Below are 26,547 nucleotides of genomic sequence, written 5' to 3'. Positions count from 1 at the left end.
CGGACGGGCTGTGATGTCGTCCGCGCTCCTGCTTAAAGGCCGTCTATCGAGTGCAGTTGGGCGAACTCGTCGGCGAGTATGCCCATCATGAGGAGGTCGCGGTGGTGGCCAGCGAGGAAGACGTGGTCGCGCAGGCGGCCTTCCTCGACGAACCCGAGCCGTCGATGAAGCTCCAGCGATGCCTCGTTGTGGGCGAAGATCCGTGCTTCGCACTTGTGATAGCGCCGCTCGGCGAACATGAAGCGCAACAGCAGCACGACAGCTTCTGCAGCATAGCCTTTGCGGCGGTGCTCAGCGCCGATCGTGACGCCGTACTCGAACCAGCCCATCCGTGGGTCGGCATGGTGCGAGCCGACAGCACCGACCACTTCCCCTGTTTCGACGGATTCGATGGCCAACCCGAAGCAGTCGCCGTCGGACTTGGAGGTGGCCTGTTCCTTCGCCCAGCCACGGAAGCTCTCTGCGGACCGGGGCGGATTCAGCAGGTCACCCATCCGCTCCTCGTCCTCGGCGAACTGCATGAACGCCGTCCAGTCGTCAGGCTCAATACCGCGCAGACGTATCCGTTTGCCGTTCCAGAATGAGGTCATCCCCTATTGGATCAAGACGCGGCGTCTCGTGTCCATGCTCGGCGAAGTGCGGTACGAATCAGGCGGTGAGGGCGTATCTTCCCTGGTCGCAGGACGGGTAGAGGCCTCCGTGTTCCTGCGTGAGGTGGTACTGCCGGTAGGTTGAAAGGTCGCCGTTGGCGGTGACGGCGCGGAGTTTCAGGACGGCCTCGGCGCCGTCGAGTCCCCAGCGGGCCCCGCTGATATCGAGGCGGTCGGCGATCAGATGCCGGGCGGCGCCCTCGATGATGCCCGTGGCGATGGGCCAGCCGTTCGCGAGCGCCTGATCGTAGTGCAGGTACTCGTTCTTGGTGCGCAGGTAGCGGACACGCAGGTCGGCGCGATGACGTTGTCCGGTGCTCAACTCGGCCTCGTTGACTTGGACCTGGATGGCGTCGGCGACCTGTTCGGCGTCGCCGTTCAGAATCGCGAGGGCCTGGGCGGCGACCCGCTCACCGCACAGGCTGCCCACATCACTGTCAGCGGCCCCGGCGGGCATGACTGTCAGCGGTGCCGGCGGGCCGGTGTGGCCGGGAAACGCCGGAGCACCCCCGGCGCCCTTCGATCCTCCTCGAAGTGTTGGTCCGGGCCGTATACGCGGGGCGACGATCGTGCGGACCGAACAGAGAGCGAACGAAAGGGCATCACCATGGGATTCCGCAAGAGCGCGGCACTCGTCATGGCATCCGTGGCGCTGGCCACCGGCGCTCTCGCCGATCCTGCCTGGTCCGCGCCGGCGGGCGGGAGCGACAATGCGCAAGCGACCGTCGAGGGAGTGGACGGCGTGCCGGCACGGGGCGACGGCGGCGACTGCGCCTACGGACGGCTCTGCCTCTACACTCAGCCGAACTTCAAGGGAACCCGCTTCGACCTCTACGTCTGCGGCGACTACCGGCTGGCCCAGTGGAACGGCTACGGATCAGCCTGGAACAACCAGACGGTGGGAACGGTCGCCGCGTTCAAGAACAGCACCTTCACCGTCATCGGCAGCATTCCGGGCCGCGAGGTGAACGGGACGATCCACGGATACTCCAGCTACAACTTCTCGCCGGTCTGGTACGCGTACAACTGCTGACCGAAGTCGGGGTTTCGGGGTCGGGGTCGGGGTCGGGGTCGGGGTCGGGGTCGGGGTCGGGGTCGGGGTCGGGGTCGGGGTCGGGGTCGGGGTCGGGGTCGGGGTCGGGGTCGGGGTCGGGGTCGGGGTCGGGGTCGGGGTCGGGAGTAACGCCCGGGATCCGTGGTGCGACACCCCAGCACTCCAGTGGAACGGTGCCCGTACTCCGACCGTGGCTCGTGATACTGCCGGTCAGGGCCTGTGTGCACAGGGCTGCGGCCACCGTCTGCGCACATGATCTGCCCGTCGGCGGTGGGTGTGCAGGGTGCCATCCGGCACGGTGACGGCATGGCCGGTGAGGTGGACGCGGTCTCCGCGTACTGCGGTGCGGAGTAGGCCGGTGCGCGCGGATGTAGGGAGGCCGGTGGGCATGTCGCGCCGGCCATGTCGCGCCGGCCAGTACGGGGCGAGGAGCGTGTGGGCGCTGCCCGTGGCCGGGTCTTCCAGGATGCCTCTGGCGGGCGCGGAGTAACGGGAGACGACGTCGCGGTCTGGGCCGGGCCCGTCCGCTGCAGTGGTGATGATGCCGCGCAGGCCCTGGCGGTTCGTCAGGGCTGCCACTGCGTCCGGGCCGGGAGTCACGGCCCGGACGGCGGCCTCGCCGGGCAGGATCGTCAGCAGATCACCGAGCCTTAAGTGGTCGGCTCCGGAAGTCCTGCGGGGGTTGATCAGGCTGACTGGGCGGCGGAGGATTCTTCCTGGTGTTCGGTGGTGCGCCGGTCGAGTCTGGCCAGCAGATCGTCCAGTTCGGAGGTGGTAAACCTCCACTGGAACGGCTGTGCCGTGGCGTTGTAGCGGTCTTCGAAGTCTCGGAGCCGCTCCCTGACCTGGGTCAGCTTGGTGAAGTCGTTGGGCGAGACGACCTTGCGCTGCACCACGGAGAAGTAGATCTCCACCTGGTTCAGCCATGAGGCGTGGACAGGGGTGTGCACCAGGACTGCGTTCGGGAACGCCGCGACCAGCCGGTCGGCGGCTTTCGTGCCGCGGTGGGAGGAGCCGTTGTCGACGATCCAGAACACCCGTTTAGCACTGGCGTAGGGCTCCTGGCTCATGACCTGGGCGACCAGGGCCATGAACGGCTCGATGCCGGTGCGCGCCTCGGTGCGGCCGAAGACCTTCGCACGGTGGACGTCGTAGGCAGCCAGGTAGGCCAGCGCGCCGCCCCCGCCCGTAGGTGTGGTTCACCCGCATGGCGCGGGCCGCTCCGGGGGCCAGGGTGGGGTGACAGCGGCACCTGGCCTGGATGGAGGTCTTTTCGTCAGAGCTGACGACGTACTCCTCCGCGCCCAGCGGAACACCCTCGAACGTGCGGGCGTACAACTCCAGGACCCGCTTGGCCTTGGCACGGAAGGCCGGGTCGCGGATGAAGATCCATGACTGGTACTGCCAGGGCTTGATCGCGTCCTGGCGTAGCCAGCGGCGCACGGTGGACGCCGAGACGGGGCCGGTGATGCCGCGCGCCGTCAGTTCGGCGGCCAGTTCGGGGCACGACCAGCGCGACAGCGGGATGCCGGTCTCGGCCGGTAACTGGCATGCCAGGGCCTTGGTCTGGGCGACCTGCACCGGGGTGAACCGGGCGGGGCGCCCGGAGCGTCTGGCGTCGGCCAGGGCCGGCAGGCCGCCCTGGGCGAACCGGTTTCGCCACCGACGCACCGTGTCCAGGTGCAGGCCCGTCTCCCGGGCGATCCGGGCGTTGGAGTGTCCCCACGCCGCGTGCAGCACCACCTGCGCCCGGATCCGGGCCTGGTGAGGGGTCTTGTGACCGGAGGCCGCCTTCTTCAGGTGCTGCCTTTGCGAGGCGGTCAGGGATATCGGGCAGGCGGCGGCAACGGGCAAGGCAGGCAAGCCGATCAGCAGAAGTGGATCTTCCCTGCGGGAGTTTGCAGCGCCCCCGCCACGACGACCGGGCGGGATGGACGCATGCCCACCGTGCCGGAGTCGACCAAGTCCCTCCCTCGCCCAGAAGCTGACCGCCCGCGCCCGCGCCTCCTGGCCCCAGCTTGCGGGTCTGGACGTCCGTCACCTCGGCAGTTCGCCTATGTCGACGGCGAACTGGCTGACGGACAGAGCGGCGGTCTCCGCCAGGGACTGCAGCCTGTGCACGACCCGGACGCTCCCGAGGACACCGACGACGGGAGTTCGGATGGGTGTGAGGGGGTCACGAGGCCGGCGTGGCCAAGTAGTCGCCGTGCTCCAGGTCATGGAGAAGTGTCGGATGGGTGGGAGACCAGCCGAGCAGATCCTGTGTGTGAGCACTGGAGACGGGCGCGTCGAAGCCGTAGACCCTGGCCATGAACGGGCTGACGTAGTGCCTGGCAGCCTCGTCGGGGGTCAGCGAGACCGCGGGCAGGTCCAGGCCCCGGGCGATGGTCTGCGCGATGCTCTTCATGGTGACGCCGCTTTCGGCTACTCCGTGCAGCACACTGCCCGCAGGAGCCTTCTCCAGGGCCAGGCGGAACAGGACCGCGGCGTCGATCCGGTGCACTGCGGGCCACCGGTTGGTGCCGTCGCCGACGTAGGCCGAGACGCCGGTCTTTCGCGCGGTGGCGATGAGCATGGGGATGAAGCCGTGGTCTTCAGGGCCGTGGACGGTAGGAGCGAGGCGGACCACGCTCGCGCGTACTCCGCGGGCGGCGAAGCCCAGACAGGCTCGCTCGCCCGCGATACGGAAGGCGGCGATCCCGGCCGCGTCGGGTTCGTCCTTCTCGGTGGTCTCCCGGCCGGCGGGCATGACCAGCGTGCCCGAAGTGATGACGAGCGGCTTGCCCGAGTGTTCCAACGGCTGGCCGAGAGCCTCGATCGCGGTCCGGTCGCGCCTCATCATGTCGTCGAGGTCGGAGAAGTCGCCGCCGTAGGCCATGTGCAGGACACCGTCGGCGGCCTCGGCGCCGCGGCGCAGGCTGTCGTGGTCGTCCAGGGAGCCGCGGTGTGGTGTGGCGCCCAGCGACTCCAGCCGGGTGGCTGCGGCATCCGAGCGCGCCAGACCAGTGACGTTGTGGCCGGCCGCGACGAGCTCGGCGACGACGGCGGGGCCGGTCTGGCCAGAACCACCAGTGACAAAGATATGCACGAAACGCTTCCTCTGTGGGTGTGTCCACCGGGCCGCTGAACGGTTCCGGTGTGGGTGAGGCGGGAGTGGCCTGCCTTCGAGGACGGGAGCGCAGCCACGTGTCGCATGCGCCCTGTCAGCGCCTGCGAGGCGGAACGGAGACCTTGATCGCCTCGACGGCGTTCGGACCGAAAGGTCGGGGTCGCTGCCACCAGCGACGAAAACCTCCCACTTAATGTCGGCCACTGGCGCTAAGTAGTGCCAGTGACTGACATTACGTAGCGCCAGTCACTGACGTCAAGTAGTGCCAGCCGCTGGCGTATGCGGTATCTTCGAGGGGTGCCACGAAGCGGAGCAGAAGCGCGCCGCCGCCTTCAACAGGCGGCTCTGGAGCTGTACCGGGAGCGCGGGTTCGATCAGACCACTACGGCTGAGATCGCCGCCCGGGCAGGCGTCAACGAGCGCACGTTCTTCCGGCACTTCCCGGACAAGCGCGAGGTGCTCTTCGGCGGCGAGGCCGACCTGCGCGCCGCGCTGACGCAGGAGGTCGCTGACGCCCCCGATGACCTGCAGCCACTCGGCATTCTGCTGTGCGCCTTCCGGAAAGCCGGACGAATCCTTGAGGACAACCGCCCGTTTGCCGAGCCACGGCTGGCGGTCATCGCCAAGACGCCAGCCCTGCGAGAACGTGACTTGGCCAAGGCCGCAGCCCTCACCGAAGCCCTAGCGGAGGCGCTACGCCAGCGCGATGTCCCCGACCGGCTGGCCAGCCTGGCCGCACACACCGGCTGGGCCACCTTCCACCACGCCGCCCAAGCCTGGATCGACGACCCCTCACAGGGCTTGGACACACATCTCCTTGAAGCCTTCGACGATCTGCACGCCCTCTCCGCGACCGTCCCACCGGAGCAGACGCGGCCTGAAAGCTGATACCGCTCCGCCCGCGACCACCTATCGCCGCGAAGCCTTCGCTTTTATCCCTGCGCTCTGCCCGTGGACGGTTGGTTGGGCGAGGGCCGGGACATGGAACGGCCATCGCGGGACTCTCCAGGTAGGTGAAGACCAGGGGAGGGCGCGATGGCCGTCGCTGTCAGTGTGCTCGGGGCGGGGGCAGGCCGCCAGGGCAAGGCCAACCTGATGCGCTTCCGCACGGGTTGGTACGACTGTCTGTCCCGACGGGCGGATGCGTTGTTCGAGCTGACGGACGCCCTGCTGGCAGCCGGTCCGGTCATTTCCCTGCCCTACCTGTCGCTGGACGGGCTGCACCGTCGTGGTCACGGGAGCACCTATGCGGCTCTGGCCAACGGCCGTGCGGGGGCCGAAGCGGCACGTGCGCTGTTGGCCGACTCGCTGCCTCGCGCGTCGTGTCCGGTATTCGCGGTGGACGTGAGTGTGTGGGTCCGCAGCGACGCGGAGTGCTCACCCGGACGCGGCTACTACTACCACCCCTCGAGGCACTCGGCGGGACAGCCGATCGCGGCCGGCTGGGCCTACTCCTGGCTCGCCGGCCTGGAGTTGACGACGAACTCGTGGACCGCTCCGGTCGATGCCCGGCGCCTGGTCCCGGGCGAGAACCCGAGCACGGTCGCCGCCCGCCAGATCCGCGGCCTGCTGCAACAGAGTCCTGAACTGGGCCTGCAGACACCGCTGTTCGTGTTCGACCGTGGCTACGACTCCGTGCGCCTGGCCCTCGAGCTCACCGCCGCCCCGGCCCAGATCCTTGTCCGGGTCCGGTCCGACCGGTCCTTCTACGCCGACCCGCCGCCCCGGCTCAGGACGGCTGCCGGGAGGCCGCGCCGCCACGGCGCGAAATTCGCCTGCCCCGACCCCACCACCTGGCCGGCCCCGGACGCCGTCCACACATGCACGGACGAGCAATACGGCGCGGTGACCGTGCAGATATGGCACCGCTTGCACGCCAAGACCCAGCAGCACGACGGCCACGGCAGCCGCGGCCCCCGCCCCATCGTCCCCGGCACCCTGGTCCGGCTCACCGTCGACCGGCTGCCCGGCCGGAGCCGGGCACCGAAGACCTTGTGGCTGTGGTGGACAGGACCACCCGGCCACACCCCCAATCCGGACCTGCTCTGGCGGGCCTACACCCGCCGCTTCGACATCGAACACACCTTCCGCTTCGCCCGCCAGACTCTGAACTGGACCCTGCCCCGGCCCCGCACTCCCGAGCAGGCCGACCGGTGGACCTGGCTGATCATCGCCGCCTACACCCAACTTCGCCTCGCCCGAACCCTGGTGGCCGACCACCGACTGCCCTGGGAGAAACCGCTGCCGCCTGCCCGGCTCACACCTGGCCGTGTCCGCCGACGATTTCGTCACGTTCAGGCAGCAGTGGGAACACCAGCCAAGCCGCCACAACCCTTCGGACGCTCCGCAGGCCGTCCACAAGGCACCCGGCGAGGACCCGCACCCCGCCACCCCGCGGTCAAAACAGCTGCAAGACCCGCGACCCACCACCCTCAGGGATAAAAGCGAAGCTAAGGAACGGAAGGCGGCCCCGGGCGCGATTCCCGGCGCCCCGGACAGCCCCTGCGGCACGGGCACTTTCGTGCAGGGCGCGGCCGGGAAGTCCACGGTGACGGCGCGTTCCTCGCCTGCGTGCGTGACGAGGATGCCGTGCCACCGGCTCGTGAACCGCGCCGTGCCTTCGCCATGGAATCCCCGCTCGGCGCTTCCGGCAGCGAGACCTGTTCGGCGATGGAGAGCGCGGCGTGGTGGGGAAGTATCACCCCGCCCGAGCCGAACCGGAGTTGTGGTGCTCGGCGACCCAGTAGCGCATGTAGGCGAGGTGGTCTGCTTCCTGTGCCAACTGAGCAGTGTCGTCCGGGATGCGGTGGCGGTCTTGCGTACGCTCTGGCCGGACGGTGAGGAAGCCGCGCGAGGGTCCGCTTGTGGTGAGTCGCCGTGGACGATCGCGGGACGTCTCCTCGATACCGGACACAGCGCTGGATGAAGGCAGGTGATTGGGCGTCAAACGCCGTTGTCAGTGCCTCCCCATAGAGTGAACACATCACTCGGGGATCCTCGGAGGGGGAGCAGAAACATGTCCGCAAAAAAGATCCAGCACAAGGTGAATCACGTCGCGCTGGTAGTGGACTGTTCGGGTTCCATGCGTCCGCACGAGAGTCAACTCATTCGCGTTGTGGACGAGTTCGTGGCGGGATTGAAGGCCGAATCGGACAGTCTCGGACACGAGACGCGGATCAGTCTTTATTCCTTCGACCACAAGGTGGAGAACCTGGTCTGGGACATGGACGTGAAGCATCTGCCGTCCATGCGGGGGCTGTACCGGGTCAACAATGGCGCTACGGCGCTCATTGAGGCTTCTTTGAAGTCCCTGGACGACCTGGACCATATCTGGGAGGAATACGGCGAGCACAGCTTCCTCCAGATCGTGGTGACGGACGGCGAGGAGAACGCGTCCGGCGGCGACCGGCGGCACGACGGCGACATGGCCATCCTCGGCCCTTGGCTCGACAGGATCACGGCGAGGATGAGCGGGCTTTTGGGCCACTGGACTTCCGCGATCCTCGTTCCGAACTCCCTGGCCAAGCGGACCGCCCAGAACTACGGTTTCCCGGCCGGGAACATCGCCATCTGGGATGCGGATTCCCAGAAGGGCGTCGAGGAGGCGATCGGCACCGTGCGCGCTGCCGCCACCAGCTTCCTCCGCGGGCGGGAGCAGGGGGTGCGCGGCACGAAGAACCTGTTCGCCGTCGGCCAGGACATATCGGTTGACGAGGTGCGGGCGAACCTCGAACCGATTCCGGCCGACAAGTACCGGATCCTGAAAGTCGACAAGGAGGTCGAGATCCGACCCTTCGTCAACTCACATCCGGGCGTGACGTACGAACGTGGTTCGTGCTACTACCAGCTGGGCGCCCGGGCTCAGGTTCAGCAGAACAAGGAAGTCATCGTGGTCGAGAAAGACACCGACCGCGCCTACACGGGCGACGCGGCGCGCAGTCTTCTGTTCGGTACCGGAATTCAGGGGACCGTCTCCGTGAAGGCGGGGAACAACCCCAAGTTGGAGGTGTACGTACAGAGTCGTTCGGTGAACAGGAAGCTCAAGCCGAACACCCGTCTGCTCATCATGCTCTGAAATCAGAGAGCGAAGAGCGGAGTGGCCCGGAAGCAGCCCGCTCCCATTGCCCGGCTCCGCGATGAGCAGCAGATGTCGCCCCGTGCGGTCACCGGCGGCACAAGGCGGCGCGAAGGCCGGGGGTTTGTTCACAGACTCTGACGGCGACGCCTGTACCGCATCCTGACGAAGCGGGTGGCCTCGGCGACCGCACCAGCTCAAAGCGGCAGGCATGTTGGGCACGTTCGGCGGCTCTGTCGCTGATCTTGTGACGGATCCGATGAACGTGCCCAGCCTGGTGGGCTGAACTGGTCCAGGCTGGTGGGCCGAACGGGTCCGGTGCGACCCTGCTCGCATGAGCCTCGACGACAACGACTACTGGCAGCGCTGGATAGCGAGGTTGCTGGCCGTCCTTGCTGCTGATCCTTCTGATCAGCTGGCCTGGGCCGGCGAGCACCACGTGAGGACTGCCGCCGTCGCCGACGACGCCGCTTTCATCCTGCATCTGGCCGAAGGAATGGCCGAGCGGGGCACTCTCGAACCCCAAGCCCTCCAGGGCCTCAAGACCATCGACCGGTTCTTCGGCGAGATGGCCGTCCGCGGCCCGGCCGGCCGGTGGGCCGATGCACTGACTGCCGATACGGCCTGGAGTGAGGTACGAACTGTGGCCCGCCGGATCCTCGTCGCCCGGCTGGGCGAATGGCGTCTGCCACTGCCACGCCGCGTGCCGCCTCAGCACATCTATGACTGAGCACGTTCGTCGGCTCTGTCGCTCATCACGTGAGGGAACCGGTCGGGCCCTGGTCAGGATGCGTCTGCGGAGGAGACCGAAGCCGGCGCGGCCGTAGCCCGTCCGTTTGATCAGCTTCGCTCCGGTGCTGTGTTGCTCGACCTGGCCCGAGCTCCATGTCGAGGGCAGGCCGGCGACGACGGCCCGCGCGAAATCCCCTTGCCCAATGGTCAAGGATCGTTGACCATTGCTCGTATGCCTACCGATGATCTTCCCGAGACGTTCCACGTCACCACTGACGCGCAGCTGCGCGCCGTCTCCAACCTCACGCGCCACCGGATCATGGCCGTGCTCCGCTTCGAGCCGGCGACGATTACGCAGATCGCCGCCCAGGTGGGCCTCGCGAAGGGCAGTTCCAGCTATCACGTGCGGCTCCTCGAGCAGGCCGGCCTGGTGAAGGTGGTACGAACGCGGAAAGTGCGGGGGGTCACCGAGCGGTACTACGCCATGGCCGCACGGGCGATCGTGCTGCCGGATCCCGGAGCGGGGCAGCCGGATGTGCTGATGCGGCATGCGGTGGCAGACCTGGAGGCGGCGCCGGTGGATAGCGAACGGCACGTACGGATGGCGCATCTGCGGCTCACCGAGGAGCAGTTCGCGCAGCTGGGGGCGCGGCTGCAAGCACTGGCCGACGAGTACCGGGAGCTGTCCGATCCGTCGCTGCCGGACGCGTCACTGCTCTTCGCACTGTTCCACCCGACACCGCGCGAGCAGGCCGAAGAGGACGCCAAGTGACCTCAGACGTCCGGAAGTTGCCGACCGGGTTCGGGAGGCTGTGGACTGCGCAGACGATCTCCTCGCTCGGGGACGGAGTGTCGCGCTCGCGGTGGCACACGGCGGGGACTGCCCAAATACTTAGACGAGCCTCAACTCCACTCACCCCCCGGCTCAGTGCCGACTACTGCGATCACTACCTGCCCCAACCAACTGCTGTCGTTGGCTCGCAGAGTCTCCCCCGTTCCCGGAGCAATTGAAGCCACACCGCCCGATGCCGACGTCAAACCCGTCGAGGAACCATCCCGAGCATCGCTGGCTCTCTCGCCGACTGGCCTCCACGGTGGATACCCGCAGGGGCGGGGATGGTCCTTGGATTCCGTCGAGCGCGATCCATCCCGGTTCATGCTCCCCTCACCCGCGGGAAGTTGACTTGCTCCTCGGGCTGAAGCCCGAGGATTCTGGCCTTCTCGTCCGTTGCTGTGCCGCTACGCGGCACGGGGTTCGGTGGAGAATCCGTGGCTTCCTGTTTCTTCGCGCTGTGCCGGGACGAGTCCTGGTCTTACCGGTGCTCCGCAGGCTGCAACCGCCAGTCCGGCGGCCGTTTTCACGTTCTTCGCGGCATTGTGGTCCCGGTCATGGACCGCACCGCACGCGGCGCACGTCCAGGTCCGTACGTGCAGGGGCTTGGGGCCGTCTTTGGCCCCGCACTCCGAGCAGGTCTGGCTGGTCGGTGTGAACCGGCCGATCTTCACCACAGTCCGCCCGTACCTGACCGCCTTGTACTCCAGCATGGCCACGAACTGTGCCCAGCCCGCATCGTGCACACTCTTGGCCAGCCTGGTGCGCGCGAGTCCTTTGACCGCCAGGTCTTCCACACCGATCGCTTGGTTGTCGCGGATCAGCTTCGTGGAGAGCTGGTGGTGGAATTCTTTGCGCGCGTCGGTCACCTTCGCGTGGGCGCGGGCGACCTTCAGGCGGGCCTTCTCGCGGTTCCTGCTGCCTTTCTGCTTGCGGGACAACTCCCGCTGCGCTCTTTTGAGCTTCTTCTCCGCGCGGCGCAGAAACCTGGGGGAGTCGATCTTCGTGCCGTCGGACAGGACCGCGAAATGGGTCAGGCCGAGGTCGATGCCGACCATCTGGTCGGACTCGGGCATCCGGGTGGCGTCGGTGTGCGGGTTGGAGTCGATGACGAAGGAGGCGAAGTGCCGCCCGGCCGCGTCCTTGATCACGGTGACCGAAGAGGGCTGGGAGGGCAGAGTCCGTGACCACTTCACCTTCACCGCCCCGATCTTCGGCAGGTTCAGCCGCCCGTTGTCGGTGATCGACCAGCGGGCGTTGGCCGTGAAGCGGATCGACTGCCGCCTGTCCTTGCGGGACTTGAACCGGGGCGCACCCACCTTCGCGCCCTGCCGCTGCCCCTTGAGGGAGGCGAAGAAGTTCCGGTAAGCGGCCTCCACATCGCGCAGCGCCTGCTGGAGCACCACCGAGGAGACCTCACCCAGCCAGGCCCGGGAAGCGGTCTGCTTCGCAGCGGTGATCAACTTCTTGGACAACTCGCCGGCCGCTGGGAAGGCCTCGCCCGCTCGGCGGGCGTGTTCCCGGGCGCGCACGGCGTCGTTGAACACGACGCGGGCGCACCCGAACGCCCGTGCCAGCGCGGCGCGTTGGCCGGAGTCCGGGTACAGGCGGAAGCTGTACCGAAGCTGCATGACCCCCACGCTAGACACTTGAGTTACCAGCAGCATGCAGAAGATCAGAACTGTCCGACACTGTATTTTCATGACGCATGTGCACTTGGTCTTCGTGACAAAGTTCCGGCACAACGTATTCACGGACGATCACCTGACGCGGATGGAGGAGATCATGCGGTCGGTGTGCGCGGACTTCGAAGGCGAGCTGGTGGAGTTCAACGGTGGGGACAGCCACGTCCACCTCCTGGTGAACTTCCCGCCCAAGGTCGCCGTCACCAAACTCGTCAACTCCCTCAAAGGCGTCTCCTCCCGCCGACTGCGCCAGGAATTCCCCGACCTGGCACGCCACTACTGGCGGGCCAACAAGCTCTGGGCCGGGTCCTCCTTCGCCGGCACCGTCGGCGGCGCCCCGCTCTCGGTGGTCAAGCAGTACATCGAACAGCAGAACCGGCCGGTGTGAGCATCGCCCGGCTCCGCCGTGACCAGCCCTCGCGGCGCTCCGCGCCATGGTGGTGAATACGCGGCATCCGGCTCCGCCGGACCGGAATCCGCGACGCTCCGCGTCGCCACCATCAGATTCGCTTCACCCCCGGCCTGAAGGCCGGAGCACTGCGAATGAATCCCGGTAGCGAGACCTACGCATTACGAGAACACGAGCGATCATGTCGCCTCGTGACGACTCATGACACCGCATGCGCTCGAGCCTGATCAGACCACATGCCCCACGTTGAGCACGCGTAACTCATGCCGAACAGTCCAAAGGCGTCCGGCCACCCCATGGCCACCCCGGGCCACCTGCGCCACACCTCGGTAGTTACACATGGCAGTTGTCGGACATCAACACCCCAGTCGCAGGGAGCAACTTCCTGGGCTGCGCTTCAGGGGGTGGGTTGGTCGAGCCAGTCCGCGTAAGTCGGTCCGGCTAGGGTGGCGTGTGGGCTGGGGAGCAGGCCGCCGTTCTCGAACAGGTCCCGGTCGGGGTTGGTCGGGTCACTCACTTCCTCGATGCGGGACGGGCTGCCCTGCCGAGTGGCCAGCTGGCGTGCTGCGTCGGCCAGGTTCTCGGCTCGGGGGCCGGCGATCTCCGGGTACGGTGCGCCTGCGGGCGCCGGTTCCGCATCGGTGGCGACCTCGACCAGTTTCTCGGCGACGGTGCGGGCGGCGACGAGTTGGGTGCGCATGTTGGGTACGTAGGCGACCTCGCCCTGGGTACCCCAGCCGACCAGTTGTTCAACGAACTCGTGGAACTGTGCGGCCCGCACGATCCGGGTGGGGAGCGGGCCGGCCAGCGCTGCTTTCTCGTGGGCCAGTTTGGCCGCGTTGTAGCCGGTGGTGGAGCCGTCGATGCCGATGATCGACACCACCACCATCCGGCGGACGCCGGTCTTGTGTCCGGCCTGGTGCAGGTTACGAGCGGTGGTGGTGAAGAACTCGGTGGCCGCCGCCTGCTCGGGCGATGGTGTGCTGGACACGTCAATGATCACTTCGACGCCGTTCAGGGCTTCGGCCAGGCCTTCCCCGGTGACCACGTCCACGCCCGAGGAGCGTGAGATGGGCACGACTTGGTGGTCGCGTTCCTCAAGCACCCGCGCAACGTGCCTGCCGACACGGCCCGTCGCTCCGACGACTGCGATCCTGGTGGGCTTCTGCATGATGGCTACCTTCTTTGGACAGTTGGTGGGCTTTCAACTCGATGACGGAGCGCGGCTCGAGAATGTGACCAGCTCCGTCGGAGATGCTCGGCGACTTCCTCCCTTCCGACGCCGGGGCACCGGACTACTGGGTCGACAGCTTCATCCCGCCCCACACGCGCCAAGGCCGCGCGATCGAACGCGGCCCCACCGTGCAGGGCACGGAGGAAATCTGTGCTCTGATCAGCACCGATGAGATCGTCAACCTGTCCCCCGACCGCACGCTCCGGTACTGGGCCCGGCCCGACATCGCCTACCTGCCCCGAACTGACTTGCGGTCATTGGGCTGGAGGGGGCGCGTAGCGGGGGTCGCCGGAGTAGGTGACGGCCATGGTCAGCCGGGCGGGACCGGGGCCGGCGTTGCGGTAGACGTGGTCGCGATCGCCGCGCATGCGCAGGGCGTCGCCTGCTTCGAGGGTGAAGTCGGCACCGCCGGCCTCGACCTCGAGCCGCCCCTCGTAGAGGTGGAGCAGTTCCCGTGTTCCTGGCGGATGCGCGGGGGAGCCCATCTCGTCGTGCTCGGCGATGAGAAAGTCCCAGAACTCGATGAACGGGGCCTGGCCGTCGTTGGCGAGCAGCCGCCCCACACTGTGCTGTCCAGCGCGGTGAACCTCGGCGTCGGCCGCGCGCACCACCTGGCCGAGTTCCCCGGGCGGTTCGACGAGACGGCCCATCGAGGTGCCCGGAGTGGCGCTGATCCGGGCGAGCGTGGCGACGCTGGGGTTGGTGCGGCAGGTCTCGATCTGCTGCAACATCCCCCGGCTGACCCCCGACCGTGAAGCCGGGTCATCCAGCCGCCAGCCCCGCAACCGTCGCATCGCCCGCAGGTTCGCGGCCAGTGTCCGGCCCACGATCTCCGCTGGATCCTTCATTGACATCACCTCTTCCCCACGCTCAATATATCGGATCAGAAGCAAGTATATTGGCTCTGATTCTCGCAAGGAAGGCCCACGATGAAGACGATCTCCCACTCGATCGAGATCAACGCTCCGGCCGCGGAAGTCTGGGAGGTGCTCACTGACCTGACCGCCTACTCGGACTGGAATCCCTTCATCCGCGAGGCGTCCGGCCAGGTCACAGTCGGTCAGCGGCTCACGCTGAGGATGTTCCCCGCCGGCGGGAAGCCGATGACGTTCCGCCCGCGCGTCCTGGCTGCCGACCCCGGCGTGGAGCTGCGCTGGATCGGCCACTTCGTCCTGCCCGGCATCTTCGACGGCGAGCACCGTTTCACGCTCACCACCACCGCGACCGGCGGCACCGAGCTCCTGCAAGCCGAGAAGTTCTCCGGCCTGCTCGTCCCCTTCACCGCCAAGACCATCTCCGCCACCCGGCAGAACTTCGCCGCCCTCAACCAGGCCCTCAAGACCCGCGCCGAAAGCCGCTCGCAGCCAAACCCCGCACCCGCGCCCACCGCGACCGACCAACCTCGGTAGTGTGAAGTTTTCCCATGACGACACCCGACGCCTGCGCCGCGAGGGCGTGTCCTTGTTCGTGTCGCTGTCGCATCTCCAACGAGGTGAGATAGCCCCGGCCGGGTTGCTTTCCGTAGACGCCCGCGGTCGCGGAAGGTCTCGATGCAGGCGAAGAACTCGGTGAGCGTCACCGACCCGACCGTGCCGGCGGCGCTCACCGATCCGGACGAGACGCTGAACGGAGCCAGTTGATGGCGTCGGACCTCGACCCTCAACAGGTCCAGATCATCGGACAGCATTGGTTCATCGGCGAGGCCGTACGCGGGTGCCGTTACCGCGCGACCAGGCGCCGAGACCCAGGACCACCCCGGGCCGGGGCGGACCGACAGGAAACGGTCAACTGGCCTGGGCGGTCGGCATGATGGTGACTTGCTGGAGGTTGGCCCGCGGCGGGAGGGACGCGACAAACCCGACGGTCTGCGCGATGTCCTCGGGCGCGAGCCACTCCATGGCTTCCTTCGATCCCTCCAGCCACGCACGAGCGCCTTCGTCGGTGACGTGGCTCTGTAGCTCGGTACCGACGATGCCGGGCTCGATCGCCGAGACACGCACCTTCTTCGCACCCAGCTCGACCCGCAGGTGCCGGGAGAGGTGGGTGACGTATGCCTTCGTCGCGGAGTAGACAGCGAAGTTCGGGAAGATGTTCTGCGCCGCGATCGACGACGTGTTGATCAGGTCCGCGACACCGCGCTCCTCAGCGGCCTTCACCAGCTGCGGCGTGAACGCGCCGATGACGTTCATCATGCCGGTGATGTTGAGATCGATCTGGTGCTGCCACTGCTCGGTGGCCAGCTCCTCGATCGGGGCGGGAAGCATGACGCCAGCGTTGTTGAGCAGCAGGTCGGCACCGCCGAACTCTGCCGCGACCCGGTCCGCCGCCGCCCGTACCGCCGCCGCGTCCGTCACGTCGGCAGCCAGGGCCAGGGCCTGACCGCCGTTCTTCCCGATCCGGACCACCAACTGCTCCAGCCGGTCCGCACGTCGGGCCAGGACGACGACACGAGCACCGAGTCCGGCCAGGTGCTCGGCCGACGCCTCGCCGATACCACTGGAGGCACCGGTGACGACCGCGACGCGGCCATTGAGGGGACGGGCGGAAGTCTGCGTGGTCATGAGACACACCTTTCAAGGTGAATGAGATGAGGGGCTTGGGGCCGCGGCCTGTCGCTATCGGCTCCTCCACAAGGACACCACCCACGGACGCCTCACGGGGCGCCGGGAAGGGCCCTGACCAGGCAGGTATCCACAAGGAAGGTACTGGCAGTACCACCCGGCCCGGGACATGTCCCGCTCTCGCCCGCCACACTTGGGGACATGGATGACCGTAGTAACGAGCTCGCCGACTTCCTGCGCACCCGCCGTGCCCGGGTCACCCCCGACCAAGCAGGGCTGCCCGAGGACGGCCGGGCCCGCCGCGTGCCCGGCTTGCGCCGCGACGAGGTCGCCAGACTGGCCGGAGTCAGTACCGAGTACTACACCCGCATCGAGCAGGGCCGGGCACAGAACCCCTCCCCCGAAGTCCTCGAAGCCCTTGCCGGCACCCTGAGGCTGGACCCCTCCGAGCGCGAGCACCTCACCGACCTCCTGGCACGTCCTGCACCGGCTCGCCGAGCTCCGACCAGCCCCCAGCGCGTGCGCCCCGGACTGCACCTGATGCTGCAGACCCTCGACCACGTGCCCGCGTTCATCCTCGGCCGGCGCACCGACATCCTGGCCTCCAACCGCCTGGCCCGCGAGGTCCTCACCGACTTCGACGCCCTGCCCGCACCCCGCCGAAACCTGGCCCGCTACTACCTCCTGGACCCCGACGCCCGTGAACGGGTCGGCGACTGGGAACAGATCGCCGCCGAAACCGTCGCCATCCTCCGGCTGGAAGCGGGCCGAAGCCCCCAGGACCGCCAGCTCGCCGACCTCGTCGGCGAACTCACGCTGAAGTCACCGGAGTTCTCCACATGGTGGAACGATCACAGGGTGCTGCGCCGGACCCACGGCGCCAAGTACTACCACCACCCCCTGGTCGGCGAACTGCACTTCTCCTACGAGTCCTTCCAAGTGCCTGGTGACACGGACCAGACGCTGTGCGTCTACAACGTCGAACCCGCCTCCGACACCACCCGAGCCCTGCAGCTCCTCACCAGCTGGACAGCCCCACAGCCGACGGGGACGCCGGAACGAGGTGCGTAGAGGGCCGGGCCGCTACAGCTCGCCGTTCCGGTCGAGCTCAGCTCCTCGCCTCCCTGCTGACAGGACGGCAGTGACGCCACTCCCGACGGCCACCGTCAGCGCGTCCACGACGAGCGAGGCGCGATGGTGGTCGGCCATCGAACAGCCGACGATCTCGAGGGACTTCAACGCGCGCCAGCGTTCTTTCAGCTCGGCGGCGGTGTGCTCGCCGAGTGCGCGTCCGCCGCCGTCCCGAAGGAGCCAGCAACGTCACGGGGGTGGCGTGGGCGGGCAGTTGGGGTGCATGGGGGAAATCGAGCGAAGCGGGAGCCCCCGGATCACGCAACCGGGCCCCTGTCCGGCCACACAGACCTGCCGTCTGGATACTGGTTGGCTTCTCACGTCACGGGCCGTGCCGGAGTGGGGGCAGCAAGGTGATCACCGTTTGGAATGAACCGAACGGGGAACACCCATGCGAAACTCCCAAATACCTCTGTCCTCAAGGAGTTTGATGCTCGCGGCCGTGGCGCTCGTCGGCAGCGTGCTGACGGCCTGCGGTTCGGGCGAGGACTCCCAGGCGGCCGGCGACGCCCCGTCGGCCGCCGCACCCACGTCGCGGCCCGTCCACGATCCGCCGGCGACGTTCGCGACGACGGGCGCCCAAATGCCCGACGGGCTGCTCGTGGACATCCTGGACGTCGACAACAGACTCGTCGGACCGCTCCCGGTCACTCTGTACGGAAGCACGGTGTACGTAGGCGCGTCCGATCACGTGCAGGCCATCGACACCACCCACGGACACGTCACGGCAACCATCGAGCCCGCAGGCGAAGCGCTGCCCGAGGGCGACGGCACCGAGCACAAGGCCGGGGCGCCCGCGATCGTCACCATCAGTGGCACACCGGCCCTGCTGACACCGTTCCCGGTCGAACAGTCCGGTACGGGAACCCAGGCCTCCCACAAGGCAGTTGAGATCACCGTCAGCGACCCCGACACCGCCAAGGTGCGGTGGCAGGTGACCCTGCGGCTGCCGGAGTGGGCCGACGAACCGAGCACCGAGCTGACCGCGACAGCAGTCGGCGCCAACGGGAACACCGGCGTGGTGACGGTGTCCCACAGCAACTCCCACGCCGTCACCTACGGAATCGACCTGACAACCCACCGCCAGATCTGGGTCCAGGACGGATTCGCGGCCACAGGAATCGCCGAGGGCACCGCAGTCGGCTGGAACACGAAGAATGACGAAGCGCACGCCGCCGGACACGACGCAGCCACCGGCGCGCCCCGCTGGCAGGGCCAATCCATGGTCAGCCAGACCGTGTCCGCGCTGGGCCCGCATTTCGTCCTCCTGCAGGGCGGCCACTGGGGCAGCGAGAAGCCCTACGTCCAGCTCCTCGACCCCGCCACCGGCAAGACCAAACAGCAACTGCCCATTCAACTCTCCAAGGGCACCTGCGTGTACGACGAGAAGAGCACCCTCGTCTGCCACGGCACTGGCGCCGGCACGGACGACAACGCCGCCTTCGGCCTGGACGCCACCACCGGCAAGACGCTGTGGCAACTGCCCGACAAACAGGCCGCCCGCATCGCCCCCGAGATCACCACCGCCTGGCACGGCCGGGCCTACGGCAAGACCAAGAACGGTCCGGTCACCCTGGACGCACGCACGGGCCAAGACCTGCCCACCAGCCCCCACATCGCCCCGGTCCTGGTGAACGGCTCGGCGGGCCTCGCCCTGGCGAAGGTGGACGGCTGGAAGACCAAGCTGTTCGTATACCCCGCCACCGGCTGAACGGGCCGCCACCGCTGTCCCGTCTCAAATGATCTGGCCAGTGCACGAGCTTGTGACGTGCGGCGACCAGGTCTCTGAGACGGCCAGTTGCCGAAGACCTCAGCCGATCTGGTCCCCGGGCTACGGATGGCAGCCGCTGTCTCAGTGAACGCATGGGCGCCTCCCGCTGCGGCGGCGGTAGCGAACACGGGGGTACTGAGGGGGTCCTGGACGGTGGAGGCGGTGTGGTCGTCGAAGCCGCGGGTGTCCTGGACAATCTGCTTCGTCACGAAGACGGCGTCGCGGGAGGGGGCCTGGACACCATCGGCCAGGGCCAGGGCCGCCTGAAGGGCTTCGCCTTCGCAGGTGAGCTGGTTGACGAATCCGTACCGGGCCGCGCCCGGGGCGGGCAGCGGAGCCGCGGTCAGGAGCATCTCCACGGCCACGTGGCAAGGGAGACGGATGGCTCCGCCTTCCGCAGCGACGAGTCCGCGGGCGACTTCGGGCAGGGCGAAGAACGCGGTGTCAGCGGCGGGTGATGAGGCCGCAGGCGAGGACGAGTCCGAAGCCGCCGACGACGGCCGCGCCCTCGATGGCCGCGATAAGCGGCTTGCGGAGGCGAGCTCGGGTCAGCCCGGCGAGCCGCGGCCGGCGACAACGGGAACGCCGTCGGTCGGGAAGGCTTTGAGGTCCATGCCCGAGCAGAAGCGGCCGCCCGCGCCAGCAAGGATGCCGACGGCCACGCGCGGGTCGGTCTCCAGTCGAGTCAGGGCCGCGTCCGTCGCCCGGGCCAGGGACCGGTCGATGACGTTGCGGACGTCCGGCCTGTTCAGGGCCCCAGCGCGTGGGCGAGCAGCGCGGCTTGCCGTTGCTGCGCGTAGGCAGCCAGACATTCGGCTGCCGAGTCCGCGATGCCCATCTCGGTTTCGGTGCGGTCGTGGCTCGCGGTCGCATTGGCGCGCATCAAGAGGCGGCCAGCCTCCAGGGTGTTGCCCGCGGCGACGGCTTCCTCCAGGCGGGAGAACAACTCCCGCCGCGCCTCTGCCTGCCCCACCAGCCACCGCTCCGCGTCCGACACAGCAGCCGTCAACTGGTCCTGGAGCTCCCCTTCCACGCCGGTCACGGCGACGATGTCGCGGCACACCCGGGTCACGACGACCACCGACCCCACCCGGCGGGCGTCGGCCAGCTTCCGCAGCAGCACCTGCGCCCGGCGTGCGCGTCCGGGACCTCCCTGCTCCTGCCCACGGTCCACGGGGAGACCGGGCGGGTGCTGCGGGAACGAACGATCTGCTCCACCGCCGGTGTCGACAGCCCCCGCTCCGTCATCTCCCACTCGTCCAGCGCGAACCACCCGGTGGGCCGCGCGAACGCCTCGGGTCCGATACGGACCCGGCGGGCAGTGCCCTCACTGTCCAGCCGGACGCGGTGGACATACCAGCGGCGGATCAGCGTGTCCCGGTCCACCGGCACCGACACCCCGAGCACCGGCTCCTGGCCGTCCTCGTCCCACACCGGCTCCACCGCCTGGTCCAAGTGCACACGCAGCCCACGCGCGTTGAACCGGATGTCCACCACCGAGCCGATCGCCGCCCCGTCCGGCCGGGCGAAGTCGAAGTCGGCCCGTTCATCCCGGCCCCGGAGCCAGGCCGGGGCCGCGGACTTCACGTTCCCTGTCAAGTCCTTGTGTTCAGTTGGGCGGACTGACTAGGAGTTGGCTGGACACTGCTGTGCGGGTGTCTGGCTGTGTCACTTTCCGTGGATGTCGTGTCGACCTGAGTTCGGGAGTCACCTGGCGCGCGTTTTTATGATCAATGTCCATGGGAATCGATGTCACTGTGCCGCTGCGTCAGTGCTTGTCTGCGGGCCCGGATTCTCCAAGCCGCGCCAGCCAGCCGCCCTTTAGGCCTGCGATGCCCTGTCAGGCACTGTTTCGGTCGCCCAGTCGGCGGGTCCTGGTTACCGATCTTCGATGAGGAACGCGCCTGTGCGGGGAAGGTCTTGTTCGGCCCAGGCGCCCATGGTGGCCAGCACGACCTCGAGTCGTGCGCCTGCCGGGGTGAGTTCGTACTCCACGCGGGGCGGGATCTCCGGATAGGCCGTGCGGGTGACCAGCCCTAGGAGTACGAATCGTCGCAGCCGTGAGGACAGGGTCTTGGGACTGATCCCCGGAAGTCCGGCGCGCAGCTCGGTGAAGCGTTTCGGGCCGGTCAGCAGCTCCCTCACGATCAGCGTCGCCCAGGGCCCGTCCAGCACGGTCAGGAATCGGGCGATCGGACATTCCGGCAAAGGGTGATCCAGCTCACTCATACTCTCCCCATTAGTTCATTTGAGGGAACTGATTCCCTCAGGGAACTATAGCCGGAGCAGCCCGCACCCCACACCATGGAGGACCTCATGACCGCGATCAGTACGGCCAACACCGCGAGCGAGATGGTGCGCTCGGCCACGACCACCGCGTTGCGGGTCGCCGCGCGCAACCTTGAGCTCTACGACACCGGCAACGTCGCCGGGGCGGACGAGGTGTTCGCCCCCGACGTGATCGACCACAACCCCGCTGACGGCGCCGCCTCGGGCCTCGACGGCATGCGAGTGCTGATCGCCGCGGTCCGCGACGGATTCACCGACACGCAGCACCGGATCCTGTTCCAGCAGGAGCTCCCCGGCGGCTGGGTTGTCCTCCACTGGCGGATGACCGGGACCCACACCGGAGACGCCTTCGGGTTCGCCGCCAGCGGCAACCCGGTCGACATCACCGGCACCGACATCCTCCGCGTTGTCGACGGCAAGATCACCGAGATCTACCACGTCGAAGAACTGCTCAAGCTCACCCAACAGATCAGCACCGGCACGCAGCCGGCCTGAAGATCGAGACCTTCTCGGACCACGCCTGCCCCTGAACCCTGATCGGCAACCGCCGCCTCGACGCGGCGCACTCGTTCCAGGGGCCAGTCCGGGAAAGGCATGCCGGCGGCCATGAGTGGGTGGGGCGGCGGGCCATCGGCACCGCCGGAGCCGCCGTCCTCACCGGGGATGAACTCAGCCGGCCGCGGCGCGTTCGGCCTGCGCCTTGGTGTGAGCGAGGCGGTAGGACTCCGTCCCGGTCTGGATGATCGCACCGTGAAGGTCAGCCGGTCGACGATGGCCGTGCTGCGTCGCCTCGCCGCACCTCGTGGACCGCAGTGCCGGACGCTCGTCGGCTCGGTCCCGCCGCCACGGCTGTCACGCTGCCCAGCTCCGGCAGGCCGCTTCACGGATGCCATCCGCGACGCCGGGATCGGCGAGTACGGGGCCATCCCGGACCTGCCCCCAGCCCCGTCACCACGTACGCGCACGACTTGCGCTGACGCGGCCGTCGCCGTCGGACGAACCGCCGCGGAGCCGTACGCTCCCTGGCAGCAACTCCCGGCGAAGATCGCGAACATTCAACTCATCGCTCAGCATCTACCGAGCCGCCATACCGCTCACCCGTTTACAACTTGCCCGTCCTCATATCAGCACTGCTCTTGAGGATCGCAGAGTCGAGGCTCCAGTTCTCCGGTTGGACCCTCTCCCAGAGACTACCTTTACCGAGTTCCCTTCCCACCTGATCCTCCCGGCGGAACCACTCCTCAGCACTCCTGATCCTGTGGGGGTGGATTTCGTCGAGCAGAGCGTAATCCCTGGTGATGATTCCATGCTTCCACGTATTCCAGAAGCCCGTGAAGTTGTCCCGGAAGCTCATGGTGCTTTTGTCGTTGGGATCGGCGTTATAACCGGCAGGCTGATCAGCAATGCCCTTCACGTCCGGCGCGTTCCAATAAGTGTCCAGATCAGTGTCGATGTACTGCGCCGGATGCCCGGTGACCTTCTCGAACGCCGCAGCCATGTCGGCATAGGTCATGTGCTCGATGGCGACTTCAAGATCCATGCCATTCGCGCGCTCCGGATGGTCGAAGAGCCAGCGAACGTAGAAGCCGCAGTCTTCGAGGGCCACGTGAGGAACGGCTCCCTCGCCGAGAGGGACTCGCCACGTGACGACACCGTTTTCAACGCTGGGTGTCATGGGCGTGAGCGGTGAGATCACCATCTCAATGTAGGGACCTGACGTGAAGACCGCTGCTCCCATCCGGTCCCTGTTCTTTTCATTTTGAAACAGCACCCATTCAGCCATGCGGCCTTTACCGTCATAATGCCCGGTGCGGAACCTCGAGTCGTAGCCGGACTTCTTGAGGGTGTAGTCGAGGTTTCCGTAGACGAAGAACTTGATTCCCTCTTCAATCGCTATCTCGTAACTGCGGATCGCCCAGTAGGTCTCCGTTTTCTCACCGGTGTTGAACCCGTCGATGTTGATGAATGCGCCGTCACAGCTTCGAAACCCTTCCCGCAGCACGTCCTCGTCGGCGAACGACCCTTCGAGGAGGGAGACGTTGCCGAGCGCGAGGAGCGCTTGGGCTCGGGGGGAGCTGGAATCGCGAGTGAGAACCCGGACGGAGTATTTCTTGTCGGCGACAAGAGAGCGGACGATGGGCATTCCTTGAGCCCCTGTACCGCCGATCACGAAGATGTTGGAGGTGGTGTGAGAAGACATGGCGTTCGACTCCGGAGGTTGAGTACGCACGTGATCAGTACGCGATGGGCGCGGTGCGTTCGAGACTGATCTACATCAGCCCGGCGATCGAGAAAACCTTTGGGAAAACGATCGGTTTCAAACACGTTACACCGATCGGTTTCCGTGCGGCAAGGTCTCAGGCGGTGGCGCCTCGACGACCTCACGATCCTGGGCACGGAAGACGCCCATCACGGTCGGCCAGGACAGATGCAGGTGCCAGGCAGCCTGGATGACCGGAGACCCGGCAACCCCTGCACCGGCGCCCGGCCGTCGTCCGCAACCCGGCAGACACGCTTCGGCCAGCACCGGACTCTTCGCCACGGGTTGAACCCGTGCGGCCGGAGCCCTGCGCCTTCCTCCCGTTTGGCTGGGAGGGACGTTTGTCGACGCTCCATCGCAGCGCACATCCGTCTGCCCAGGCCGCCCTGCTCGATGCGTCAGCGCATGCCTGCCGCATCGAGCAGGGCGGCCGCCATGGGCGCGACGAGCCCCGTCAGCTTGTCGGCGCCGATCCCCGCACGGGCACTGGCGCCATCGAAGACCACCATCAGCTGCCGGGCCAGCCGTCCCGGATCGCTCACCCCGCCCTGTTCGGCCTCGGCACGGAAAAAGGCCATCAGGTTCCCCTTGACCCGGTGGGCCACCCGGCTGGCGGGGTGGCTCTGATCCTTCAGGTCGATCTGCACAGCCAGGTACGCACAGCCCTTGAATTCCGGCGCCCCCGCCTGCGACTCCAACTGCTCGAAGACATGCAGGATCCGCCCCCGGGCGGAAAGCCCGTCTCCTGCCTCAGGCAGGAGACGGGCAGCGCAGGAAGCGGCTCGCCGCTCCAGGCTCGCCGCCAGCAGGTCGTCCTTGCTCTCGAACAGCTGGTACATCGAGCGCTTGGACACCCCCGCCGCCTTACACAACGCCTCGACGCCGATAGTGACGCCCTCGCTCGCCATCGTCGACCGCGCGGCCTTCTTGCAGCGGCGCAGCTGGAAGGCATTGGCCTTCGGGCAGAGAAGGGCGGCCGGCGCGGGCGCGGGCGTGCGCGTTTTCGGATCGCTCACAGGTCAGCGGCTCCCCGCTCACTTGCGCCATGGAAACCGATCTGTTTACCTGAGTGGAAACAGATCGGTTTCCGGTCGGTGTTCAGCCTATGACCAGCAACAAAGGGAAGACATGACTACCACCTTCGACCGTGAGGCACCCGCCTCCGGGAAAGCAGACTCGGGCCGCCGCGGCTCACACGCCGTGCGCTGGTGGGTGCTCGTCGTGCTGGGCGTGGCGCAGCTCATGGTCACGCTCGATGCGACAGTCGTGAACATCGCGCTGCCCGCAGCGCAACACGACCTCGGTTTCAGCGACGGCAGCCGGCAGTGGGTCATCACGGGGTATGCCCTGGCGTTCGGCAGCCTGCTGCTGCTCGGGGGCCGACTCGGCGACCTGTTCGGCCGACGTACGACCTTCGTGACCGGCCTGATCGGTTTCGCGGGCGCATCCGTCGTCGGCGGCGCGGCCAGCAGCTTCGAGATGCTCGTCGCGGCGCGTGTGGCCCAGGGCCTCTTCGCCGCGCTGCTCGCGCCCGCGGCGCTCTCACTGCTCAGCGTGACCTTCACCCAGCCGGCCGAAAGGCCGAAAGCCTTCGGCATCTTCAGTGCGTTGTCCGGTGCGGGCGCAGCGGTCGGACTCCTGCTCGGCGGCATGCTGACCGAATGGGCGTCGTGGCGCTGGGTGATGTACGTGAACGTCATCTTCGCGGCCGTCGCGCTGGCCGGTGCGCTGCTGTTGCTGGCCAAGCCCGTGGTCACCGAGCGACCCAAAATCGATATTCCGGGCACCGTCACAGTGAGCGCCGCACTGTTCGGCATCGTCTACGGGTTCGCGCACGTCGAATCCACCAGTTGGACCGACCCGGTCGCCCTCGGCTCCGTGATCAGCGGCGTGGTGCTGCTCGCGGTCTTCGCCTGGCTGGAGCTCAGGGTCGCGCATCCGCTGCTGCCGCTACGCGTCGTGCTGGACCGGACCCGAGGCGGTTCGTTCCTGGCCGTGTTCGTCCTGGGCATGGGAATGTTCTCGATCTTCCTGTTCCTGACCTACTACCTGGAGGCCAGCATCGGCTACTCGCCGATCGAGGCCGGTCTGTCCTTCCTGCCAATGGTCGGCGGCATCGTCGCCTCGTCGACCACGGTGCCTACACTGCTGCTGCCCAAGGTCGGCCCGAAGGCCGTGGTCAGCGTCAGCTTCCTGGTCTCCGCATCCGGCATGGCCCTGCTGACCCAGCTCACGCTGGACAGTAGCTACCTCGCCAACATCATGCCGGGCATGATCCTGTTGGGTCTCGGTATCGGTGGGGTGATGACCACCGCATTCCAGGGTGCGACCGCAGGCGTGCACCACGAGGACGCGGGCGTCGCCTCGGCGCTGATCAACACCAGCCAGCAGGTGGGCGGCTCGATCAGCACGGCACTGCTGACCACCGTTGCCTCATCGGCCGCGACCGACTACCTCTCCTCGCACAAGCCCGGCGCGCTGACCGCGGCCCAGGCCGGGGTCGAGAGCTACACGGCCACCCTGGCATGGGGCGCCGGGATCTTCGTCGTCGGTGCCGTGCTCGCGGCGTTCCTGATGCCGAATTCAGCCCTGGCGCCGTCGGAGGGCGAGCCCGTGATCGCCCACTGAGCCTGAATCCACCGGGGATACGCGCCTGCCACAACGAGTGGACTGCGGGAAATGCCCTGCTACCTGCGCTGATTGGTGTCCTCAAGGCACAGATCAGCGTAGGAAGGCAGGGCAGTCTCCGAGATGG

The 26,547-nt window shown here is 67.6% G+C and carries 28 protein-coding genes and 3 pseudogenes; 12 read left to right on the top strand and 19 right to left on the bottom strand.

Annotation, left to right across the window (positions count from 1 at the left end):
* Positions 1–32: 32 nt before the first annotated feature.
* Together OIC96_RS49205 and OIC96_RS50115 are read right to left on the bottom strand one after the other, a co-directional pair.
* Positions 33–590 carry a GNAT family N-acetyltransferase gene (locus tag OIC96_RS49205; RefSeq protein ID WP_330301602.1) on the bottom strand — a complete coding sequence of 186 codons (558 nt, stop codon included), beginning with the start codon at positions 588–590 and terminating at the stop codon, positions 33–35.
* A 58-nt stretch (positions 591–648) separates the two neighbouring features.
* Positions 649–1,107 (bottom strand): hypothetical protein, encoded by a 459-nt coding sequence (locus OIC96_RS50115; protein ID WP_443058522.1) that lies wholly within the window; start codon positions 1,105–1,107, stop codon positions 649–651.
* A 150-nt stretch (positions 1,108–1,257) separates the two neighbouring features.
* Between OIC96_RS50115 and OIC96_RS49195 the strand changes: the two genes are divergently transcribed.
* The gene (locus OIC96_RS49195) at positions 1,258–1,683 is read left to right on the top strand and encodes a peptidase inhibitor family I36 protein (protein ID WP_330301603.1); all 426 of its coding nucleotides are present in this window, start codon (positions 1,258–1,260) and stop codon (positions 1,681–1,683) included.
* Positions 1,684–1,914: 231 nt separating this feature from the next.
* On the opposite strand, the gene OIC96_RS49190 is transcribed toward OIC96_RS49195, so the two are convergent.
* The 4 genes and pseudogenes from OIC96_RS49190 to OIC96_RS49175 form a co-directional block, all read right to left on the bottom strand.
* Positions 1,915–2,283, bottom strand: coding sequence for a PhzF family phenazine biosynthesis protein (locus tag OIC96_RS49190; RefSeq protein WP_330462182.1), 369 nt, complete (start codon positions 2,281–2,283; stop codon positions 1,915–1,917).
* A gap of 107 nt (positions 2,284–2,390) precedes the next feature.
* Positions 2,391–2,867, bottom strand: coding sequence for a transposase (locus OIC96_RS49185; RefSeq protein WP_330462181.1), 477 nt, complete (start codon positions 2,865–2,867; stop codon positions 2,391–2,393).
* 277 nt (positions 2,868–3,144) lie between these two features.
* Positions 3,145–3,558 (bottom strand): annotated as a pseudogene (locus OIC96_RS50110) (helix-turn-helix domain-containing protein); the annotation flags it as partial.
* 322 nt (positions 3,559–3,880) lie between these two features.
* The gene (locus tag OIC96_RS49175; RefSeq protein ID WP_330301605.1) at positions 3,881–4,792 is read right to left on the bottom strand and encodes an SDR family oxidoreductase; all 912 of its coding nucleotides are present in this window, start codon (positions 4,790–4,792) and stop codon (positions 3,881–3,883) included.
* A gap of 318 nt (positions 4,793–5,110) precedes the next feature.
* On the opposite strand from OIC96_RS49175, the gene OIC96_RS49170 reads away from it, so the two are divergent.
* The 5 genes from OIC96_RS49170 (at position 5,111) to OIC96_RS49150 (ending at position 10,392) form a co-directional block, all read left to right on the top strand.
* Positions 5,111–5,701 carry a TetR/AcrR family transcriptional regulator gene (locus OIC96_RS49170; RefSeq protein ID WP_330301606.1) on the top strand — a complete coding sequence of 197 codons (591 nt, stop codon included), beginning with the start codon at positions 5,111–5,113 and terminating at the stop codon, positions 5,699–5,701.
* 147 nt (positions 5,702–5,848) lie between these two features.
* Positions 5,849–7,255, top strand: a complete 1,407-nt coding sequence (locus OIC96_RS49165) for an NF041680 family putative transposase (RefSeq protein ID WP_330301607.1) — start codon at positions 5,849–5,851, stop codon at positions 7,253–7,255.
* Positions 7,256–7,829: 574 nt separating this feature from the next.
* A complete protein-coding gene (locus OIC96_RS49160; protein ID WP_330309921.1) occupies positions 7,830–8,888 on the top strand; it encodes a vWA domain-containing protein in 1,059 nt (352 codons plus the stop codon).
* A gap of 334 nt (positions 8,889–9,222) precedes the next feature.
* Positions 9,223–9,618: a hypothetical protein gene (locus tag OIC96_RS49155; protein ID WP_330301608.1), complete on the top strand. Its 396-nt coding sequence runs from the start codon at positions 9,223–9,225 to the stop codon at positions 9,616–9,618.
* A 234-nt stretch (positions 9,619–9,852) separates the two neighbouring features.
* Positions 9,853–10,392, top strand: coding sequence for an ArsR/SmtB family transcription factor (locus OIC96_RS49150; RefSeq protein ID WP_330301609.1), 540 nt, complete (start codon positions 9,853–9,855; stop codon positions 10,390–10,392).
* A gap of 467 nt (positions 10,393–10,859) precedes the next feature.
* Here OIC96_RS49150 and OIC96_RS49145 read toward each other — a convergent pair whose 3' ends face one another.
* Positions 10,860–12,083: an RNA-guided endonuclease InsQ/TnpB family protein gene (locus tag OIC96_RS49145; protein WP_330301610.1), complete on the bottom strand. Its 1,224-nt coding sequence runs from the start codon at positions 12,081–12,083 to the stop codon at positions 10,860–10,862.
* A gap of 34 nt (positions 12,084–12,117) precedes the next feature.
* Between OIC96_RS49145 and tnpA the strand changes: the two genes are divergently transcribed.
* Positions 12,118–12,525 (top strand): IS200/IS605 family transposase, encoded by a 408-nt coding sequence (gene tnpA / locus OIC96_RS49140; protein WP_330301611.1) that lies wholly within the window; start codon positions 12,118–12,120, stop codon positions 12,523–12,525.
* Between the two features lie 418 nt (positions 12,526–12,943).
* On the opposite strand, the gene OIC96_RS49135 is transcribed toward tnpA, so the two are convergent.
* Together OIC96_RS49135 and OIC96_RS49130 are read right to left on the bottom strand one after the other, a co-directional pair.
* Positions 12,944–13,717 carry an SDR family oxidoreductase gene (locus OIC96_RS49135; protein WP_330301612.1) on the bottom strand — a complete coding sequence of 258 codons (774 nt, stop codon included), beginning with the start codon at positions 13,715–13,717 and terminating at the stop codon, positions 12,944–12,946.
* Between the two features lie 317 nt (positions 13,718–14,034).
* Complete coding sequence (locus OIC96_RS49130) at positions 14,035–14,628, bottom strand: helix-turn-helix domain-containing protein (protein WP_330301613.1); 594 nt, start codon at positions 14,626–14,628, stop codon at positions 14,035–14,037.
* 81 nt (positions 14,629–14,709) lie between these two features.
* Here OIC96_RS49130 and OIC96_RS49125 point away from each other — a divergent pair, with 81 nt between their 5' ends.
* A complete protein-coding gene (locus OIC96_RS49125) occupies positions 14,710–15,189 on the top strand; it encodes an SRPBCC domain-containing protein (protein WP_330301614.1) in 480 nt (159 codons plus the stop codon).
* 375 nt (positions 15,190–15,564) lie between these two features.
* Here OIC96_RS49125 and OIC96_RS49120 read toward each other — a convergent pair whose 3' ends face one another.
* Positions 15,565–16,341: an SDR family oxidoreductase gene (locus tag OIC96_RS49120; RefSeq protein WP_330301615.1), complete on the bottom strand. Its 777-nt coding sequence runs from the start codon at positions 16,339–16,341 to the stop codon at positions 15,565–15,567.
* 201 nt (positions 16,342–16,542) lie between these two features.
* Here OIC96_RS49120 and OIC96_RS49115 point away from each other — a divergent pair, with 201 nt between their 5' ends.
* On the top strand, positions 16,543–17,412 hold the full coding sequence (locus tag OIC96_RS49115; RefSeq protein WP_330301616.1) for a helix-turn-helix transcriptional regulator: 870 nt from the start codon (positions 16,543–16,545) through the stop codon (positions 17,410–17,412).
* A gap of 12 nt (positions 17,413–17,424) precedes the next feature.
* Here OIC96_RS49115 and OIC96_RS49110 read toward each other — a convergent pair whose 3' ends face one another.
* The gene (locus tag OIC96_RS49110; protein WP_330301617.1) at positions 17,425–17,580 is read right to left on the bottom strand and encodes a hypothetical protein; all 156 of its coding nucleotides are present in this window, start codon (positions 17,578–17,580) and stop codon (positions 17,425–17,427) included.
* A 322-nt stretch (positions 17,581–17,902) separates the two neighbouring features.
* Here OIC96_RS49110 and OIC96_RS49105 point away from each other — a divergent pair, with 322 nt between their 5' ends.
* Positions 17,903–19,183 carry an outer membrane protein assembly factor BamB family protein gene (locus tag OIC96_RS49105; RefSeq protein WP_330301618.1) on the top strand — a complete coding sequence of 427 codons (1,281 nt, stop codon included), beginning with the start codon at positions 17,903–17,905 and terminating at the stop codon, positions 19,181–19,183.
* A 194-nt stretch (positions 19,184–19,377) separates the two neighbouring features.
* Here OIC96_RS49105 and OIC96_RS50105 read toward each other — a convergent pair.
* From OIC96_RS50105 to OIC96_RS49080, 5 genes and pseudogenes are all read right to left on the bottom strand, one after another.
* Positions 19,378–19,671, bottom strand: a pseudogene (locus OIC96_RS50105) (enoyl-CoA hydratase); the annotation flags it as partial.
* A gap of 120 nt (positions 19,672–19,791) precedes the next feature.
* On the bottom strand, positions 19,792–20,055 hold the full coding sequence (locus tag OIC96_RS49095) for an enoyl-CoA hydratase-related protein (protein ID WP_330301620.1): 264 nt from the start codon (positions 20,053–20,055) through the stop codon (positions 19,792–19,794).
* Positions 19,992–20,324 (bottom strand): hypothetical protein, encoded by a 333-nt coding sequence (locus tag OIC96_RS49090; RefSeq protein ID WP_330462161.1) that lies wholly within the window; start codon positions 20,322–20,324, stop codon positions 19,992–19,994. Before OIC96_RS49090 ends, OIC96_RS49095 begins: the two co-directional genes overlap by 64 nt.
* On the bottom strand, positions 20,312–20,830 hold the full coding sequence (locus tag OIC96_RS49085) for a hypothetical protein (protein ID WP_330301622.1): 519 nt from the start codon (positions 20,828–20,830) through the stop codon (positions 20,312–20,314). Before OIC96_RS49085 ends, OIC96_RS49090 begins: the two co-directional genes overlap by 13 nt.
* A gap of 291 nt (positions 20,831–21,121) precedes the next feature.
* The gene (locus OIC96_RS49080; protein WP_168488741.1) at positions 21,122–21,472 is read right to left on the bottom strand and encodes a winged helix-turn-helix transcriptional regulator; all 351 of its coding nucleotides are present in this window, start codon (positions 21,470–21,472) and stop codon (positions 21,122–21,124) included.
* 87 nt (positions 21,473–21,559) lie between these two features.
* Between OIC96_RS49080 and OIC96_RS49075 the strand changes: the two genes are divergently transcribed.
* Positions 21,560–22,027 carry an ester cyclase gene (locus OIC96_RS49075; protein WP_168488739.1) on the top strand — a complete coding sequence of 156 codons (468 nt, stop codon included), beginning with the start codon at positions 21,560–21,562 and terminating at the stop codon, positions 22,025–22,027.
* Positions 22,028–22,201: 174 nt separating this feature from the next.
* Here the strand turns inward: OIC96_RS49075 and OIC96_RS50100 are convergent.
* From OIC96_RS50100 to OIC96_RS49065, 3 genes and pseudogenes are all read right to left on the bottom strand, one after another.
* Positions 22,202–22,320 (bottom strand): annotated as a pseudogene (locus tag OIC96_RS50100) (IS21-like element helper ATPase IstB); the annotation flags it as partial.
* Positions 22,321–22,634: 314 nt separating this feature from the next.
* Positions 22,635–23,732, bottom strand: coding sequence for an NmrA family NAD(P)-binding protein (locus OIC96_RS49070; RefSeq protein WP_330301623.1), 1,098 nt, complete (start codon positions 23,730–23,732; stop codon positions 22,635–22,637).
* A 458-nt stretch (positions 23,733–24,190) separates the two neighbouring features.
* Positions 24,191–24,733: a TetR/AcrR family transcriptional regulator gene (locus OIC96_RS49065; RefSeq protein ID WP_330309922.1), complete on the bottom strand. Its 543-nt coding sequence runs from the start codon at positions 24,731–24,733 to the stop codon at positions 24,191–24,193.
* Between the two features lie 187 nt (positions 24,734–24,920).
* On the opposite strand from OIC96_RS49065, the gene OIC96_RS49060 reads away from it, so the two are divergent.
* Entirely contained in the window at positions 24,921–26,420 is a 1,500-nt protein-coding gene (locus OIC96_RS49060; RefSeq protein ID WP_330301624.1) for an MFS transporter, read from the top strand.
* Positions 26,421–26,547: the final 127 nt, after the last annotated feature.

It is taken from the genome of Streptomyces sp. NBC_00775, from assembly GCF_036347135.1.
GTDB lineage: Bacteria > Actinomycetota > Actinomycetes > Streptomycetales > Streptomycetaceae > Streptomyces > Streptomyces lutosisoli.
This window is presented reverse-complemented; position numbering and strand designations above follow the sequence as displayed.